Annotated in this window: 13 protein-coding genes; 11 read left to right on the forward strand and 2 right to left on the reverse strand. The window is 34.7% G+C overall.

Annotated features, from left to right (window positions below; translation table 11 throughout):
- Positions 1-24: 24 nt before the first annotated feature.
- Entirely contained in the window at positions 25-414 is a 390-nt protein-coding gene (locus MHI39_RS08970) for a TIGR04086 family membrane protein (protein WP_278891811.1), read from the reverse strand.
- A 190-nt stretch (positions 415-604) separates the two neighbouring features.
- Here MHI39_RS08970 and MHI39_RS08975 point away from each other — a divergent pair, with 190 nt between their 5' ends.
- Positions 605-1,267 (forward strand): DUF421 domain-containing protein, encoded by a 663-nt coding sequence (locus tag MHI39_RS08975; RefSeq protein WP_071977009.1) that lies wholly within the window; start codon positions 605-607, stop codon positions 1,265-1,267.
- 21 nt (positions 1,268-1,288) lie between these two features.
- Here the strand turns inward: MHI39_RS08975 and spoVB are convergent, their stop codons facing one another.
- A complete protein-coding gene (gene spoVB / locus MHI39_RS08980; protein ID WP_278891797.1) occupies positions 1,289-2,833 on the reverse strand; it encodes a stage V sporulation protein B in 1,545 nt (514 codons plus the stop codon).
- Positions 2,834-2,939: 106 nt separating this feature from the next.
- On the opposite strand from spoVB, the gene MHI39_RS08985 reads away from it, so the two are divergent.
- The 10 genes from MHI39_RS08985 (at position 2,940) to MHI39_RS09030 (ending at position 17,222) form a co-directional block, all read left to right on the forward strand.
- Entirely contained in the window at positions 2,940-3,260 is a 321-nt protein-coding gene (locus MHI39_RS08985; RefSeq protein ID WP_058002061.1) for a post-transcriptional regulator, read from the forward strand.
- A gap of 294 nt (positions 3,261-3,554) precedes the next feature.
- Positions 3,555-5,816 carry a protein translocase subunit SecDF gene (secDF, locus tag MHI39_RS08990; protein WP_071977012.1) on the forward strand — a complete coding sequence of 754 codons (2,262 nt, stop codon included), beginning with the start codon at positions 3,555-3,557 and terminating at the stop codon, positions 5,814-5,816.
- Between the two features lie 395 nt (positions 5,817-6,211).
- On the forward strand, positions 6,212-7,345 hold the full coding sequence (locus tag MHI39_RS08995; protein ID WP_259544790.1) for an IS110 family transposase: 1,134 nt from the start codon (positions 6,212-6,214) through the stop codon (positions 7,343-7,345).
- A gap of 345 nt (positions 7,346-7,690) precedes the next feature.
- The gene (locus MHI39_RS09000) at positions 7,691-8,407 is read left to right on the forward strand and encodes an SDR family oxidoreductase (RefSeq protein WP_058002063.1); all 717 of its coding nucleotides are present in this window, start codon (positions 7,691-7,693) and stop codon (positions 8,405-8,407) included.
- Positions 8,379-9,443 (forward strand): S-adenosylmethionine:tRNA ribosyltransferase-isomerase, encoded by a 1,065-nt coding sequence (locus MHI39_RS09005; RefSeq protein ID WP_235849756.1) that lies wholly within the window; start codon positions 8,379-8,381, stop codon positions 9,441-9,443. Before MHI39_RS09000 ends, MHI39_RS09005 begins: the two co-directional genes overlap by 29 nt.
- 21 nt (positions 9,444-9,464) lie before the next feature.
- The gene (locus MHI39_RS09010) at positions 9,465-9,806 is read left to right on the forward strand and encodes a VOC family protein (protein WP_342541126.1); all 342 of its coding nucleotides are present in this window, start codon (positions 9,465-9,467) and stop codon (positions 9,804-9,806) included.
- 116 nt (positions 9,807-9,922) lie between these two features.
- Positions 9,923-12,292, forward strand: coding sequence for a single-stranded-DNA-specific exonuclease RecJ (gene recJ, locus MHI39_RS09015; protein ID WP_342541127.1), 2,370 nt, complete (start codon positions 9,923-9,925; stop codon positions 12,290-12,292).
- Positions 12,283-12,795, forward strand: a complete 513-nt coding sequence (locus tag MHI39_RS09020; RefSeq protein ID WP_058002066.1) for an adenine phosphoribosyltransferase — start codon at positions 12,283-12,285, stop codon at positions 12,793-12,795. Before recJ ends, MHI39_RS09020 begins: the two co-directional genes overlap by 10 nt.
- 416 nt (positions 12,796-13,211) lie before the next feature.
- Positions 13,212-14,345, forward strand: a complete 1,134-nt coding sequence (locus MHI39_RS09025) for an IS110 family transposase (protein ID WP_078109156.1) — start codon at positions 13,212-13,214, stop codon at positions 14,343-14,345.
- A 687-nt stretch (positions 14,346-15,032) separates the two neighbouring features.
- A complete protein-coding gene (locus MHI39_RS09030; protein WP_058002067.1) occupies positions 15,033-17,222 on the forward strand; it encodes a bifunctional (p)ppGpp synthetase/guanosine-3',5'-bis(diphosphate) 3'-pyrophosphohydrolase in 2,190 nt (729 codons plus the stop codon).
- The last annotated feature ends 34 nt before the right edge of the window (positions 17,223-17,256 follow it).

Consider the following 17,256-nt stretch of genomic DNA (forward strand, 5'->3'; position numbering starts at 1 on the left):
GCAGCCGTATGGATGCTTCTTTTTTTAGGCTTTTCTAGGAGGGGCGGATGTCATATTCACTCCTAAGACACCACCCATCATGGCAGTTAGAATGTAGCAAATATGATAAATCGTTTGTTCAGAGGTGAAAAGCTTTTCGTAACCTAGATATTGAAAAAGAAAAATAATGAATGTGTAAACGATCCCTGTTAACCCACCAGATAGCCACCCTTTTTGTTGTCCCTTTCCTCCACAAATGAATCCGCCAATAAATAAAGCGATAAATGAAATAATAGTAACAATTAGTTTTATTGAACCTTCTTGAAGCTCAGTGAATCTTAAAATGAAAGCAAAAATGACACTTGAAATGGTAATTAGTACAAAGATTGTTAATACCCCAAAGATTAGACTAGTCCCTAGCTTTTTAGCTCCGATTTTTCATCTCTCCCTTCAGAAAATCCCTTTTTCTACTAGTACAAGCATATTCAAGAAAAACAAAATTAGACTAATATTTTTTTATTTTTGAAGAAGTAAGGATTAATGTTATAACAATTTTTTACCAAAGGTTTTGTCACTAAAAAGAGACATACTAAGTAGGAATGATTATACATAGGAGGATTTTAAAATGGGCTTGTATCAATACTTTACAATCGGTTGGAAGACAGTCATATTATATCTTCTTATTCTTGTGATTTTTCGATTAATGGGAAAACGTGAAATTGGGGAATTAAGTGTACTTGATTTAGTTATTTTTATTATGATCGGTGAATTAGCTGCTGTGGCAATTGAAAATCACGCAGAGCCTATTGGTCATACCATTCTTCCAATGGTCATCTTACTTGGGATCCAAGTTTTCTTTGCGTTAATTTCGTTGAAAAGCCCTACATTTCGTAAAATGATTGATGGCACTCCATCCATCGTTATTCGTAAAGGCAAAATTGATGAAAAAGCAATGAAAAGACAGCGTTATAATTTTGATGATTTATTAATGCAGTTAAGGCAAAAGGATATCAATAATATTGCAGATGTGGAGTATGCCATTTTAGAAACATCTGGTGAATTATCCATTGTAAAAAAGGATAAGAAAAAGAAACAAAAGCAAGTTTTTACGCTCCCATTTATTGTTGATGGTGAAATTTCGCATGAAAATCTTGCTAATCGAAAGGTTTCCGAAATGTGGCTTCGAAGAGAGCTAAGAAAAAGAGGATATTCCGATATAAATCAGATATCCTTCTGCAGTTTTCAAGATGGTGAATTTTATATTGATTTAAAGGATGAATCGGAATAGAGAAGGGATACAATATCCCTTCTAGACAAATTTTTTAATAATTGGTATATAAGATAAATCTTCTTTATTTATAAGTTTTGTTAGGAGTAATAATAATAGATAAACAATAGAGGTAACAATGATTCCACAGATTAGTCTTGTGAATATCGTTTCTTGTATTAAATAATGATGGTACCACCAATAGCCGATAAAACCAGATACTAAGGTAGTTATTAGAAATTTAACATATTCAAGAATATATATAGTAAATTGTATTTTTTTTATTATTGTAGTGTAGTGAAGTAATGTGACAAGTAAAGTGCTTGTCATTATTCCTAGTGCTGCCCCAGTAATTCCATAATCGGGATTAGATGCGAGGATAAAAATCATACCTAGTTTGACAATTGCACCAATCATACTATTTATCATTGCCGCTTTTGCTAGATCCAGTGCTTGTAAAGTTGCCTGTAGTGGACCTTGATAATATTGAAATATAAAAAATGGGGCCATAAGCTGTATTAAATTTGTTCCATTTTTAGACCCATACACGGTTTCCATAAGCGGTTCGGCGAAAACATACAAAATAACAACGGATATCCCCCCGGCAAGTAAAGCAAAGCGAAGGGCTTGCTGTAATCGATGCTCTACTAAAGAAAAATTTCTTTGTGAACTTGCTTCACTGATAGCAGGAACAAGTGCTGTAGATAGTGAATGGGTTACAAATGAAGGTAGCATAAGCAATGGCAATGCAAAACCTGTTAATACTCCATATTCCTTCGTAGCAAGGCTTGCGGTAAATCCAGCAATGGCTAAACTATGAGCAACAACAATAGGCTCTAAGAACCAAGAAACATTTCCAATAAGTCTGCTCCCTGTGGTTGGCAGTGCTACTCTCAAAAGTTCACTGATTGTTTCCTTTCCTTCCTTCATAACATGAAAAAAATTCCTTCTTACCTTAAATTTCTTTTTCAATTTAAACATAGTAAACATATAGGCTAGAGAAGCAAGTTCCCCAACAATAGAAGCAAACATTGCACCTGCAGCAGCATATTGAATCCCATATGGTAAAAAGAGAGTAGTCAGTACAGCAATTAATACAATTCGAACAGCTTGTTCAATCATTTGGGAAATTGCAAATGGTTTCATGTTTTGCATTCCTTGGAAATACCCTCTAAGAACAGCAGAGACGGCTACAATGGGAATGATAGGGGTGATTGCTACTAATGGATAGTAAATTCTTGGATCAGTAAATAAGGTTTTTGTTAAATAGGGTGCCAATAAAATTAATCCAGGTGTAAAGATAAGGGATAATGAAACCGTTATTGTAAGTGAAACCACTAGTATTTTTTTTATTTTTTTGCGATCTCCTAATGCGGCAGCCTCCGCCACACATTTCGAAATGGCTACAGGCAGTCCTACTTGTGTTATTGTAATAACAAGCATTAAAGTCGGAAATGCCATCATATATAAGCCCACACCTTCTCCACCAATAAAACGGGCAATAACCATCCTGTTAATGAAGCCAAGAACCCTTGTGATAAGGCCAGCAACAAGTAAAATCATTGTTCCTTTTAAAAATTTTGACATCCAATTGACCTACCTTCTCAAAAGCGGTATTTTCATATACAATAAAATGTATATGCAACAAGATGGACAAAGCATGACAAGTTCATTATAAAAGGAGCGAAGGGGATTGAGGGAGGCTAAACATATTTATGATCAATATTTTGGGGTATTAGAGCCAGCTTTAAAAAGTAAGGCAGAGGAATTTGAACTTATAGGATACGGTAAAATCGAAACTCGGGATTTATGGAACTTTTTAAAGAAAAAAATTTGGAAGAGGCGAACAGAAGATATTCATATGCATGAATTAGTATCAGATGTTTTAGCAATTAAAATAGGAGATTTTATGAACTTTACCACTGTAGAAGCCTATCGCACTACTAGTTGGAATGTAGAATTAAATGAGGAAGAGCTACAAGCATTATTACATACAAAAGCCGATAATTTGTAACTTTTCTTTTTTTCTTTAAAGCTGTAAAAAATAGGCTTCGAATTATTTTCCTACATCCATACTTCGTAAATTTTAATCGATTATTACATGATTTAATATGGTATAAGTTTATAAAAAAGTGCTTAAAAGAAAAATTGACACATTTTTTTTTCTACTTCATAATGTTATTATCGTTTTTATTTTATATAGTTCCAGTTAGTGTCTTAAAGTTTCAATGTATTTTGATATTAAAGATGTTTGGTGAAAGCAATTGGTTTACACGCTTTTCTTAATTTGCTAGGAGGATTTTACATAATGGTAAAAAGAAGTCGTATTATAGCCTTTTTCTTAATTATTCTGCTATTTGCAGGATTAATGGGTGGGACAACCAATAGTATTTTGAAACATATTAATCTCGGCCTTGATTTACAAGGTGGTTTTGAAGTTCTTTATAAGGTTGAACCTGCGAAAAAGGGACAAAAAATTACAAAAGATGTAATGACGAATACCGTTGAAGCGTTAGATCGACGGGTAAATGCACTTGGAGTTAATGAACCTACTATCACTATCGAAGGAAAAGATAAAATTCGTGTTCAACTTGCGGGTGTCAAAGATCAAAAAGAAGCGAGAGATATATTAGCTACTACTGCGAATATTTCATTTCGCGATGTGAATGACAATAAATTAATGGATGGAACCGATTTAGTTGAAGGCAAAGCTAAACAATCCTATACGCAAAATGGACAGCCAAATGTCGTTTTGCAAGTAAAAGATCGTAAAAAGTTTCACGATGTAACACAAAAAATTGTAAATATGGCACCAAATAATCAATTAATTATTTGGCTCGATTTTGAAGAAGGAAAGGATTCCTATAAGGAAGAATTGAAAAAGAAGGATCCTAAATTCCTTTCAAATCCAAATGTGAGAGAAGTATTTAATACGGACACAGTTACTATCGAAGGGAACTTCACCATCCAAGAAGCACAAAATTTAGCATCATTACTAAAGGCTGGAGCACTTCCGGTAAAGTTAAAAGAAACTTACTCGACTTCAGTAGGAGCTAAATTCGGAGAGCATGCTTTAAATAAAACGATTGAAGCAGGGATCATTGGTGTTGCAGTAGTATTTTTATTTATGCTGTTCTATTATCGTTTACCAGGTCTTGTTGCCGTAGTAACCCTTTCTATCTATATTTATTTAACGCTATTGGTATTTGATTTGATCAATGGAGTTCTAACTTTGCCGGGTATTGCGGCATTAGTCCTCGGGGTAGGTATGGCAGTAGATGCCAATATTATCACGTACGAACGGATTAAAGAGGAATTAAGAGTAGGTCGAACGGTTAAAGCTGCATTTGCAGCTGGTAATAAGCAATCCTTTATGACGATATTTGATGCCAACATTACGACGATTTTGGCAGCTGTTGTATTGTTTGTTTATGGTTCAAGCTCTGTCAAGGGGTTTGCTACTTTACTAATTATTAGTATATTACTTAGCTTCATTACAGCCGTTTATGGTTCTAGACTTTTCTTAGGGCTTTGGGTGAATAGTAATCTTCTAAAGAATAAACCAGGCTTTTTTGGAGTAAAACAAAAGGATATGCACGACATTTCTGAAAATATGGATGCCCATAAGCTTCCTACAAAATTTGATCGCTTTGATTTTGTTAAGCATCATAATAAATTTTTCATGCTGTCGATCATTCTAACGATTGTAGGAATAATTGTTCTATCCGTATTTAAATTAAATTTAAGTATTGATTATACGAGTGGGACAAGGGTTGAAGTGTTGGCAAAACATTCATTAACTGCGTCTCAGCTACAAAAGGATGTTGATAAATTAAATTTATCGACTGAGGATATTGTTCTATCGGGAAATAAAAACGAGATCGGAGTTATGCGTTTTAAAGGGGCCTTTAATAAAGCTGAAGTAGCGCATATTACGGATTACTTTACAAAGAAATATGGTCCAACAAATGTGAGCACCGTCTCTCCAACTGTAGGGAAGGAATTGGCGAAAAATGCCTTTAAATCGGTAATCATAGCTGCCATTGGAATAATTATTTACGTAGCGTTCCGTTTTGAATGGCGTATGGGAGTAGCGGCAGTTGTGGCACTTTTACATGATGCCTTTCTAATGGTTACCTTCTTTAGTATTACAAGGCTAGAAGTGGATCTTACCTTTATCGCGGCGATCTTGACGATTATAGGTTATTCAATTAATGATACGATTGTTACCTTTGACAGAATCCGTGACCATATGAAATTTAAAGGGCGTTTGAAAACAGCTGAAGATATTGCAGAAATTGTAAACGTAGGTTTGCGTCAAACGTTAACTCGTTCAATTAATACTGTATTAACTGTAGTCATAACAGCTGCTGCATTGTTTATTTTCGGAAGCGAATCAATTCAAAACTTCTCAATTGCTTTACTTGTTGGTTTAATTATGGGTTGTTATTCTTCCATTTTCATTGCTGCACAACTATGGTATGTCTTAAAGAAACGTGAATTAAAGAAAAAAGGACCTATTAAAACAGTTAAAGAAAAACGTAAATGGTCTGATGAACCACAGGTGTAATTAAATAAAAATCAAAGCTATCTGATTAAATGTCAGATAGCTTTTTTATTTTTTATAAGGCTCTTTTCTCAAACATTGTTGCAATTCAAGTAAAGTTGTAATTTTAAACTGATGATCACTACACTTTTTATTTTACTGAGAAAACTTTCATGATCTTTCGCTCTCAACCCAGAATGAAAATGGGTTCTCTGTCCCATAATGTAGATACCACAAACAGTGAGTATATGACGTAGCTCTTATTGGTGGTCTTACCCTGTTGAGAAAACTGTTGGAATGAATTTGGTGCACAACCCATTGTTAGCTCTCTCAATTTCGAGAGATGACTACGAACAGAAAAATGTTTAATTTCAAATTCATTCCACTGTTTGTGGAATATTTTCAGAAGGTGGAGTGAAATGGAAACATTGCACAAACGATGTGCAGGCCTAGATGTTCATTCGGAAACAATAGTTGCCTGTGTCATTCTTGGAGAATCAGAAACTGACTTGATTAAGGAGACCGAAACATTTCCTACTTTGACGAAGGATCTGTTTCATCTTCTTAAATGGCTTGAGGAGAAGGAAGTAACCCACATCGCAATGGAAAGTACAGGCGTCTACTGGAAACCTGTATACAATATCTTGGAGGATTTCTTTGATATTACTTTGGCAAATGCTCAAAGGATTAAAAATGTCCCTGGAAGGAAAACAGATGTTTCGGATGCTGAATGGATTGCTAAATTATTAAGACATGGCTTAATAGAGAAAAGTTTTGTCCCTCCCGAAGACTTTCGAAATTTGAGAGATTTGACTCGCCTCAGAAAAAAATGGATTGGACACATGACATCCGAAAAAAACCGAATCCAAAAGGTACTAGAGTCCTCAAACATCAAATTAAGCACAGTTATTTCAGATATATTTGGAGTATCAGGACGAAAACTATTGGAACAACTGATGAATGAAGGTTATATCGATCAAGAAGATGTCGAACAAAAGATACATGGAAGAATGGCCCATAAAAAGCAATTGATTACCGACTCACTATTTGGAACATTAAATGATCACCAGCTATTTCTTATTAAGCAATCTTGGATGCACATTGTTAATTTAGAAGAATTAATATTAGATATCGAGAAAAGAATCGACGTCATTTTATCCAACTATCAGGAGGAAGTACAGCTTCTGGTTACAATGCCGGGAATTAAGAAAGACACGGCAGCTGTTATCATTGCGGAAATAGGAGTAGATATGGGACAATTTCCAACCTCCAAACATCTTGCATCATGGGCAGGATTGTCGCCCGGAAATCACGAAAGTGCTGGAAGGAAAAAAAACACTAAAACGGTTAAAGGAAATCCTCATATTAAATCTGCATTGTGTGAGGCTGCGTGGGCTGTTTCAAGAAGTCGGAATCAAAGATTAGGAATCAAATATTGGTCACTAGCTGCAAGAAGGGGAAAGAAAAAAGCACTCGTTGCCATCGGACATCGAATGCTAACTATTGTCTATCATATGCTTCAGAATAAGGAACCCTACCATGAGTCAACTTAAATTAGCATTATAGACAAACAACAGAAAAGTTAAACGAGAAACCGAAAAATTCGGTAGCTCTGCTTTCCTATTGCCCAAATTAAATTATTTATAGCTTGCACCATTTTAATCAAGTTTAAACTTAATAAATTATTCTTAAAGGCGGAGTTTTATTTTCACAGAAAAGTGCTGCAATCTACATAAGACCTTTTGCAAAATCAACAAACAATACGAAAACAGCCTTTTTATAATTGTCGAAAAATTGATAAGAAAAATAATTGACTATTTAATTTGATAATTATTATAATAAATATACTTATTATATAAAAATGTATAAAAAGTATAAAAATGATTGGGGGAAACGTAATGAATAAAGTAGTCATGATTACAGGCGCATCAAAAGGTTTGGGTAAAGCGTTAACTTATTATTTTGCAAATGAGGGTTGTGATTTAGCAATTTGTGCACGAGGTGAAGAGCATTTGCTGCAGGTTAAAAATGAAATAGAAGCAATGGGAAACAACATTTTAGCTGTAGTGGCAGATGCATCCATTCCAAAAGATGTTGAACGATTTGTGGCAATGACTGAAGCTCATTTTGGAAAAATTGATGTACTCATTAATAATGCATCCATACTTGGTCCTAGTCCGATGCCATTTTTAATCGATTATCCAGAGGAAGATTTTATGGAGGTTATGCGAGTGAATTCGATCGGTCCATTTATTGTTTCAAGACGGGTATTGCCAGGGATGTTATTGCGTAATCAAGGAAGTATTATTAATGTCACGTCTGAGGCAGGAAATACAGGATTTGCTGGATGGGGAGCATATGGTGTTTCAAAGTTTGCTTTAGAAGGATTAACGGAAACATGGGCCGATGAATTAAGTGAAACGAATATAAGGATAAACATGGTGGATCCTGGTGAAATGGATACGGAAATGCATAAACTCGCCGTACCCGACTGTGATTATGAACTTGCTGATCCTAATCAACTCGTAGATGTATTTGGCTATTTAGCATCTGACCAATCGATAGGCGTAACTGGAAAACGAATAAATGCACAGAATTTTTTTAGGGAAGGATGAACAGCATATGGTAACCAATGTATTGAATTTCCATTTACCTGATGAATTAAATGCAATTGCTCCTCCTGAGCGGAGAGGAGTAAGAAGAGATCATGTGAAAATGATGGTGCTTAATAAGAAGAATGGAAAAATAGATCATAGTTTGTTTTTTCGTTTAGACCAATATTTAAATAAAGATGATCTAATTATATTAAACTCAAGTCGAACAGTACCAGCAGATCTTCAAGGGATATGTGAACGGACTCAAAAGCAAGTTGGAATTCGCCTTGCTCATCAAAAAAATCCTTCATTATGGGAAGCACTTATAATTGGTGATCACTTGAAAAAGGGGGAAAAAGTAAAGTTCAATTCGAAATTAGAGGCAACAGTCACCCATTCGGATCCTAATCAACCATTTTCAATCCTTCAGTTTAATATGTGCTGTTCTGATTTATACAATCAAATTTATCAAATCGGTGAACCAGTAAGATATGAATATACAAAAGAAGCATGGTCATTAGACTATTATCAAACCGTTTTTGCAACAACGCCGGGTTCTGTTGAAATGCCTTCAGCTGGTAGAGCGTTTAGTTGGGAGCTTCTTTTTCGTCTTCAGAAAAAAGGTGTGAAAATAGCCTATCTTCAACTTCATACTGGTTTAAGTTATTTGTTAGATGATCGATGGCATTTAGGTCCTCTTGATAATTTTGAAAAGTACGTAATCAATGAGGCGACTGTAGAAGCTATTAAAAAGACAAAAAAAAATAATGGTAGAGTTATTGCAGTTGGTACGACGGTTGTCCGGGCTCTAGAATCTGCTGTTGATAAATATGGGGAAATCACAGAAAAGGATGGTTGGACCAATTTGTATATTGCCGCTGATACAAAGCTTCAAGTAGCTGATGGACTAATTACAGGTTTCCATGAACCAGAAGCCAGTCATTTGGATTTGTTAACTGCATTTGTCAATCCTAAGCATTTATATCATGCTTATCAAGAGGCACTGAGCCATAAATATTTATGGCATGAATTTGGAGATATGAATCTTATTATTTAATTATAAAAGAAGGTGGTCGTTTTGAAGGTTCATCACTTTGGAATAGAAGTTTCAAATTTGGAAGAATCCATCTCTTTTTATATAAATATACTTAATTTAGAAGTGGGCAGTAAATTCCAATTCATGGATGAAGAGATTGTTTTTCTTTCAGGAAATGGTTTATTGATCGAATTAATCAAACGAAACCTTCCGACGATGAAGCTAACTTCTACTCATTTGGCATTAGAAATCGAGAATTTAGAAGAAATGATTAGTCATTTTAAAAGCAAAGGTTTGGTTCCAGTTGAGGGTCCTTATCAATTATCTAATGGTGGAAAACTGTGTTTTATGAAGGCATTGATGGAGAGATATTGGAATTCTTAGAAACAAAGTATGATTAAGTCATTGATTTGTTAATCTTTAACTATTTTTCTCCCCTTTCATATAGATGACATCTAGAAATAGTCATTGTATAATATATAGGTTGGAGGGGTGGAAATATGTTAAAGTCAAAAACACGGTGGGTCGTGCGAGATACAGATCAAAATGCTGTGGAACAACTCGTAAATCATTTAAACATAACTCCACTCGTAGCTACTCTATTAGTGAATCGTGGAATTGAAAAAATTGAAGATGCTAAATCCTTTTTATATGGTGAAAGTGAATCCTTTCATGACCCATATCTGCTTTATGGGATGGAAGAGGCAGTTAATAGAATACGCTTAGCTATAAAAAATAAAGAACAAATATTAATTTATGGAGATTATGATGCAGATGGTGTAAGTAGTACATCTGTCATGATGACCGTATTAAATGATTTAGATGCCAATGTGGATTTTTACATACCCAATCGTTTTACCGAAGGTTATGGTCCAAATGAAGAGGCATTTCGCTATGCAGCATCTATTGGAATTGATTTAATTATTACAGTTGATACCGGTATAGCAGCTGTACATGAAGCGGATATTGCCAAAGAGCTAGGAATGGATTTAATTATAACCGATCATCATGAACCGGGTCCTATTCTACCTCAGGCATTGTCAATTGTGCACCCGAAACACCCGGAAAGCCATTACCCGTTTAAAGAATTAGCAGGTGTAGGGGTTGCATTTAAAGTAGCTCATGCATTATATGGAAAAATTCCAGAACATTTACTAGATATTGTATCGATTGGAACTATTGCCGATTTAGTTCCATTACGTGGAGAAAATCGCCTTATTGTAAAAAATGGCCTTAAAAGATTAGTTAAAACTGAGAATAAAGGACTCCAAGCATTGTTCGAGCTAACAAATACTAAACAATCAGATATTAATGAAGAGACAGTGGGGTTTGTTATTGGTCCAAGGTTAAATGCAGCTGGCAGGCTGGACAGTGCAGACCCTGCTGTAGAACTGTTACTTACTAACGATAAAATAGCAGCCGAAAATATTGCCCAAGAAATTGATGCAATGAATAAAGAACGCCAATCTATCGTCAATGAGATAACTAAAGAAGCCATTGCTATGGTGGAAGATAACATGGAATTAAAAGAAAGCCATGTACTTGTAATAGGTAAAGAGGGATGGAATGCAGGTGTAATTGGTATTGTTGCATCGAGGCTAGTAGAAAAATTTTATCGTCCTACTATTGTTTTGAGTTTCGATCCTTCAACAAATTTGGCTAAAGGATCTGCTCGTAGTATTGTTGGTTTTGATTTATTTAAAAGCTTATCAGCATGCAGGGATATTCTCCCTCATTTTGGCGGTCATCCAATGGCTGCTGGTATGACCTTGAAAATTGATGATGTTTCTCAACTAAGAAGTCGATTACATGAAATAGCTAAAGATGTATTAACAGAGGAAGATTTTGTTCCTATTACTGAAGTTGATGCGTGTATTCCCATTGAGGATATCCATCTTGAAGCAATTGAACAATTAAATTTACTAGAACCTTATGGGATGTCTAATCCGAAGCCAAAAGTGTTAGTACAAGACTTATCTATTTCACAAATACGTCAAATAGGTGCTGACAATAAGCATTTGAAGGTAATATTTGAAAAGTCAGGAGTTCATTTGGATGGAGTCGGTTTTGGGTTAGGTGAATACTCCATGCAAATTTCCCCGCTTGCATCTGTTTCTGCTATTGGTGAACTTGCAGTAAATGAATGGAATAATATTAGAAAACCACAAATCTTTATCAAAGATATGATGATTGAAGAATGGCAACTTTTTGATGTAAGAGGACATAAACCTCTAAAAAAGTGGATTCAGCAAGTACCTATGGATAATAGTATATTTATTGTATTTCATGAAGATAACATTAAAGAACTTCAAAAATCAGAATTTAATGGTACAATCGTCCACTTGGAGGATATTTCACAAGCACAGTCTTTAAACATTAATGGTGGGAATATTATACTATTAGATCTTCCTCCTTCAAAAGAGATACTAGAATCATTGATAAACAACAAACAACCATCGAGGGTCTACACTTATTTTTATCATAAAGAAGAACATTTCTTTAGTACTTTACCAACTAGAGAACATTTTAAATGGTTTTATGCGTTTTTAAGAAAACGGGGGACATTTGATTTAAATCGCTTTGGGAATGATTTAGCAAGTCACCGTGGTTGGACAAGAGAAACGGTTGACTTTATGTCACAGGTGTTTTTTGAACTAGAATTTGTTACAATAAAGAATGGGTTAATTACAATTCATCCAGTTAAATCGAAAAGAGATTTATTGGAATCATCCACATATCAAGAAAAATTAGCAAAAATGACATTAGAAAATGAATTATTATTTTCATCCTATCAAGAATTAAAAAAATGGTTTGATGAAAGAATGATTGGTTTGCAAGATGTTGAGGAGGAAACAAAGCAATGGACTTAAAACAATTTGTTACAATTGTTCCAGATTGGCCCAAAGAAGGAATTGTATTTAAAGATATAACGACTTTAATGGATAATGGACAAGCATATAAATATGCGACAGATCAGATAGTAGAATACGCAAAAAAAAGAGAAATTGATTTAGTTGTAGGACCGGAAGCAAGAGGATTTATTATCGGATGTCCGGTTGCCTATGCACTTGAAGTAGGATTTGCTCCAGTAAGAAAACCAGGAAAACTACCTCGTGAAACGATAAAGGTAGAATATGGCCTTGAATATGGTAAAGACGCATTAACTATTCATAAGGATGCAATTAAACCTGGTCAAAGAGTATTAATTACAGATGACCTTCTCGCAACTGGTGGTACGATTGAAGCTACAATTAAATTAGTTGAAGAGCTTGGAGGAATTGTAGCTGGAATCGCTTTTTTAATTGAACTATCCTATCTTGAGGGAAGAAAAAAGCTGGATGGTTATGATATTTTAACGTTAATGAATTACTAATTTTCTTTACAATGCTATATTAGCTAAGTAGTAAAAAGCACTCGATTTGGGTGCTTTTTATCTTAGAATAAGGCTCTATTTCTAAAACATTGTTGCTATTTATATAAAGTGTTAACAAATAACTATCATCTGAAGACTACTACACCCTTCATTTTAATGAGAAAACTTTCATGATCTTTCGCTCTCAACCCAGAATGAAAATGGGTTCTCTGTCCCATAATGTAGATACCACAAACAGTGAGTATATGACGTAGCTCTTATTGGTGGTCTTACCCTGTTGAGAAAACTGTTGGAATGAATTTGGTGCACAACCCATTGTTAGCTCTCTCAATTTCGAGAGATGACTACGAACAGAAAAATGTTTAATTTCAAATTCATTCCACTGTTTGTGGAATATTTTCAGAAGGTGGAGTGAAATGGAAACATTGCACAAACGATGTGCAGGCCTAGATGTTCATTCGGAAACAATAGTTGCCTGTGTCATTCTTGGAGAATCAGAAACTGACTTGATTAAGGAGACCGAAACATTTCCTACTTTGACGAAGGATCTGTTTCATCTTCTTAAATGGCTTGAGGAGAAGGAAGTAACCCACATCGCAATGGAAAGTACAGGCGTCTACTGGAAACCTGTATACAATATCTTGGAGGATTTCTTTGATATTACTTTGGCAAATGCTCAAAGGATTAAAAATGTCCCTGGAAGGAAAACAGATGTTTCGGATGCTGAATGGATTGCTAAATTATTAAGACATGGCTTAATAGAGAAAAGTTTTGTCCCTCCCGAAGACTTTCGAAATTTGAGAGATTTGACTCGCCTCAGAAAAAAATGGATTGGACACATGACATCCGAAAAAAACCGAATCCAAAAGGTACTAGAGTCCTCAAACATCAAATTAAGCACAGTTATTTCAGATATATTTGGAGTATCAGGACGAAAACTATTGGAACAACTGATGAATGAAGGTTATATCGATCAAGAAGATGTCGAACAAAAGATACATGGAAGAATGGCCCATAAAAAGCAATTGATTACCGACTCACTATTTGGAACATTAAATGATCACCAGCTATTTCTTATTAAGCAATCTTGGATGCACATTGTTAATTTAGAAGAATTAATATCAGATATCGAGAAAAGAATCGACGTCATTTTATCCAACTATCAGGAGGAAGTACAGCTTCTGGTTACAATGCCGGGAATTAAGAAAGACACGGCAGCTGTTATCATTGCGGAAATAGGAGTAGATATGGGACAATTTCCAACCTCCAAACATCTTGCATCATGGGCAGGATTGTCGCCCGGAAATCACGAAAGTGCTGGAAGGAAAAAAAACACTAAAACGGTTAAAGGAAATCCTCATATTAAATCTGCATTGTGTGAGGCTGCGTGGGCTGTTTCAAGAAGTCGGAATCAAAGATTAGGAATCAAATATTGGTCACTAGCTGCAAGAAGGGGAAAGAAAAAAGCACTCGTTGCCATCGGACATCGAATGCTAACTATTGTCTATCATATGCTTCAGAATAAGGAACCCTACCATGAGTCAACTTAAATTAGCATTATAGACAAACAACAGAAAAGTTAAACGAGAAACCGAAAAATTCGGTAGCTCTGCTTTCCTATTGCCCAAATTAAATTATTTATAGCTTGCACAATTTTAATCAAGTTTAAACTTAATAAATTATTCTTAAAGGCGGAGTTTTATTTTCACAGAAAAGAGCTATAAACTTTATAAATATCGCTTTAATCTTTAATTGGGTGTAAAAGCCGTTAATCAGGCTTTTATATAGCACCAAACTATACAAAAATTACCTAGAATAATGAAACTTGTAGAAAAAACTGCATTATTCACTTTACTTTATACGTTTTTTTTTCGATAATAGTAATTATAATCATTTTAAACTTAGTATTGTTATTTTTATTAAATAGTTGTCCAAATATAGCGTCCTGACCCTAGTCGAAAACTAGTAATAAAGAAAATCAAAAAACGGATTTTCTTGGAAAGTTATTAAGCCAACTTTCCTTTTATAGAAAATCAAAAAACGGATTTTCTTGGAAAGTTATAAAGCCAACTTTCCTTTTATAGAAAATCAAAAAACGGATTTTCTTGGAAAGTTATAAAGCCAACTTTCCTTTTATGGAAAATCAAAAAACGAATTTTCTTACGTCTTTAGGGCTGGCCTGGCCAAGGCGCTTATGCTTTTCTATCTTACATTAAAAATTAAAGGTGATTTTATATATGGCGAAGGATCAAATAATGTCCGCCGAACAAGTAATTGATCGTACAACTAAATATTTGAACGAAGAACATGTTGCCTTAGTACGTAAGGCATATGAATTCGCTGCTGACGCTCATAAAGAGCAGTATCGTAAGTCGGGTGAACCGTATATTATTCATCCTGTTCAGGTAGCAGGAATCTTAGCTGATTTGGAAATGGATCCGTCTACTGTAGCAGCAGGATTTTTACATGATGTAGTTGAAGACACAGCAGTAACATTAGAAGAGCTTTGCGAAGCATTTAATGAAGAAGTAGCAATGCTTGTCGACGGAGTAACAAAGCTTGGAAAGATTAAGTATAAATCGCATGAAGAACAACAAGCAGAAAATCATCGAAAAATGTTTGTTGCAATGGCGCAGGATATTCGTGTTATTCTCATAAAGCTTGCAGATAGGCTCCATAATATGAGAACACTGAAACATTTACCTGTTGAAAAACAGCGTAGGATTGCCAATGAAACGATAGAAATATTTGCTCCTCTTGCACATCGACTTGGAATTTCCAAAATAAAATGGGAGCTTGAAGATACCGCACTTCGTTATTTAAATCCCCAACAATATTATCGAATTGTCAACTTAATGAAAAAGAAGCGGGCAGAACGTGAGCAATATTTAGATGATGTCATCGAAGAAGTTAATGAAAGACTTGAAGATGTTTCCATTAAGGCTGAAATTTCTGGTCGTCCTAAGCATATTTATTCTATTTATCGTAAAATGGTTTTACAACATAAACAGTTTAATGAAATTTATGATTTGTTGGCTGTTCGCATTATCGTGAATAGTATAAAAGACTGTTATGCTGTATTAGGAATCATTCATACATGTTGGAAACCAATGCCAGGTAGGTTTAAGGACTATATTGCTATGCCTAAGCCAAATATGTATCAGTCTCTTCATACAACGGTCATTGGCCCGAAGGGTGATCCTCTTGAAGTTCAAATTCGAACGATTGAAATGCATCGGATATCAGAATATGGGGTTGCTGCTCACTGGGCATATAAAGAGGGCAAAGTCGTTAATAATCAAACCTCTTTTGAAAAGAAATTATCTTGGTTTAGAGAAATTCTTGAATTTCAAAATGAATCTGAAAATGCAGAAGAATTTATGGAATCATTAAAAATTGATTTATTTTCAGATATGGTTTTTGTCTTTACCCCTAAGGGTGATGTAATTGAATTAGCGTCTGGGTCTGTTCCAATTGATTTTGCTTACCGTGTCCATTCTGAGATTGGGAATAAAACCATTGGAGCAAAGGTAAATGGGAAAATGGTGACACTTGATTATAAATTAAAAACCGGTGATATAGTAGAAATATTAACTTCTAAGCATTCATATGGTCCTAGTCAAGATTGGGTAAAAATGGCTCAAACAACTCAAGCGAAAAATAAAATTCGCCAATTTTTTAAGCGCCAGCGTAAAGAAGAAAATATCGTTAAGGGTAAAGAATTAGTAGAAAAGGAAATAAAGAATTTAAATTTTGATTTAAAAGAGATATTAACAGCTGAAAATATAAAACGTGTATCAGAGAAGTTTAATTTTTCAAATGAAGACGATATGTATGCAGCAGTTGGATATAATGGTATTACTGCACTTCAAATTGCTAATCGACTGACAGAGAAATTAAGAAGAAAACGTGATCAAGAAGAGGCAGTTAATGAAATTGTAGCAGACATGAAGGCTCCAGCTAAACCGAAAAAACGGGATACTGGGGTAACGGTAAAAGGGATTGATAATTTACTCATTCGTTTATCTAGATGTTGCAATCCTGTCCCTGGAGATGAAATTGTTGGCTTCATTACTAAAGGAAGAGGTGTTTCTGTACACCGAACAGATTGTCCAAATGTTACTTCTGAGGAACTGCAAAACCGTTTAATCGAGGTTGAATGGGAATCTGATACAACCGTTAGTAAGGAATACAATGTTGAAATCGAAATTTCTGGTTATGATCGACGTGGCTTGTTAAATGAAGTTCTTCAAACGGTAAATGAGACGAAAACAAATATAACAGCTGTAAGTGGACGTTCTGATAGAAATAAAATGGCAACAATCATAATGTCTATCTCTATACAAAATATCAGCCATCTTCATAAAGTAGTTGAACGAATTAAGCAAATACCTGATATATATTCCGTTCGTCGGATTATGAGTTAGGTAGAAGTCGAATGACGAATGACTAATTGTTTTA

Source organism: Heyndrickxia sp. FSL K6-6286, from assembly GCF_038630395.1.
GTDB classification, from domain to species: Bacteria; Bacillota; Bacilli; order Bacillales; family Bacillaceae_C; genus Heyndrickxia; species Heyndrickxia oleronia.

Bases quoted from the DNA above. Each gene is read 5' to 3' on its own strand.
- MHI39_RS09020 (WP_058002066.1), top strand. From the start codon at position 12,283: ATGGACTTAAAACAATTTGTTACAATTGTTCCAGATTGGCCCAAAGAA.
- MHI39_RS08995 (WP_259544790.1), top strand. From the start codon at position 6,212: ATGGAAACATTGCACAAACGATGTGCAGGCCTAGATGTTCATTCGGAA.
- MHI39_RS09000 (WP_058002063.1), top strand. From the start codon at position 7,691: ATGAATAAAGTAGTCATGATTACAGGCGCATCAAAAGGTTTGGGTAAA.
- secDF (WP_071977012.1), top strand. From the start codon at position 3,555: ATGGTAAAAAGAAGTCGTATTATAGCCTTTTTCTTAATTATTCTGCTA.
- recJ (WP_342541127.1), top strand. From the start codon at position 9,923: ATGTTAAAGTCAAAAACACGGTGGGTCGTGCGAGATACAGATCAAAAT.
- MHI39_RS09030 (WP_058002067.1), top strand. From the start codon at position 15,033: ATGGCGAAGGATCAAATAATGTCCGCCGAACAAGTAATTGATCGTACA.
- MHI39_RS08975 (WP_071977009.1), top strand. From the start codon at position 605: ATGGGCTTGTATCAATACTTTACAATCGGTTGGAAGACAGTCATATTA.
- MHI39_RS09025 (WP_078109156.1), top strand. From the start codon at position 13,212: ATGGAAACATTGCACAAACGATGTGCAGGCCTAGATGTTCATTCGGAA.
- spoVB (WP_278891797.1), bottom strand. From the start codon at position 2,833: ATGTCAAAATTTTTAAAAGGAACAATGATTTTACTTGTTGCTGGCCTT.
- MHI39_RS09005 (WP_235849756.1), top strand. From the start codon at position 8,379: ATGCACAGAATTTTTTTAGGGAAGGATGAACAGCATATGGTAACCAAT.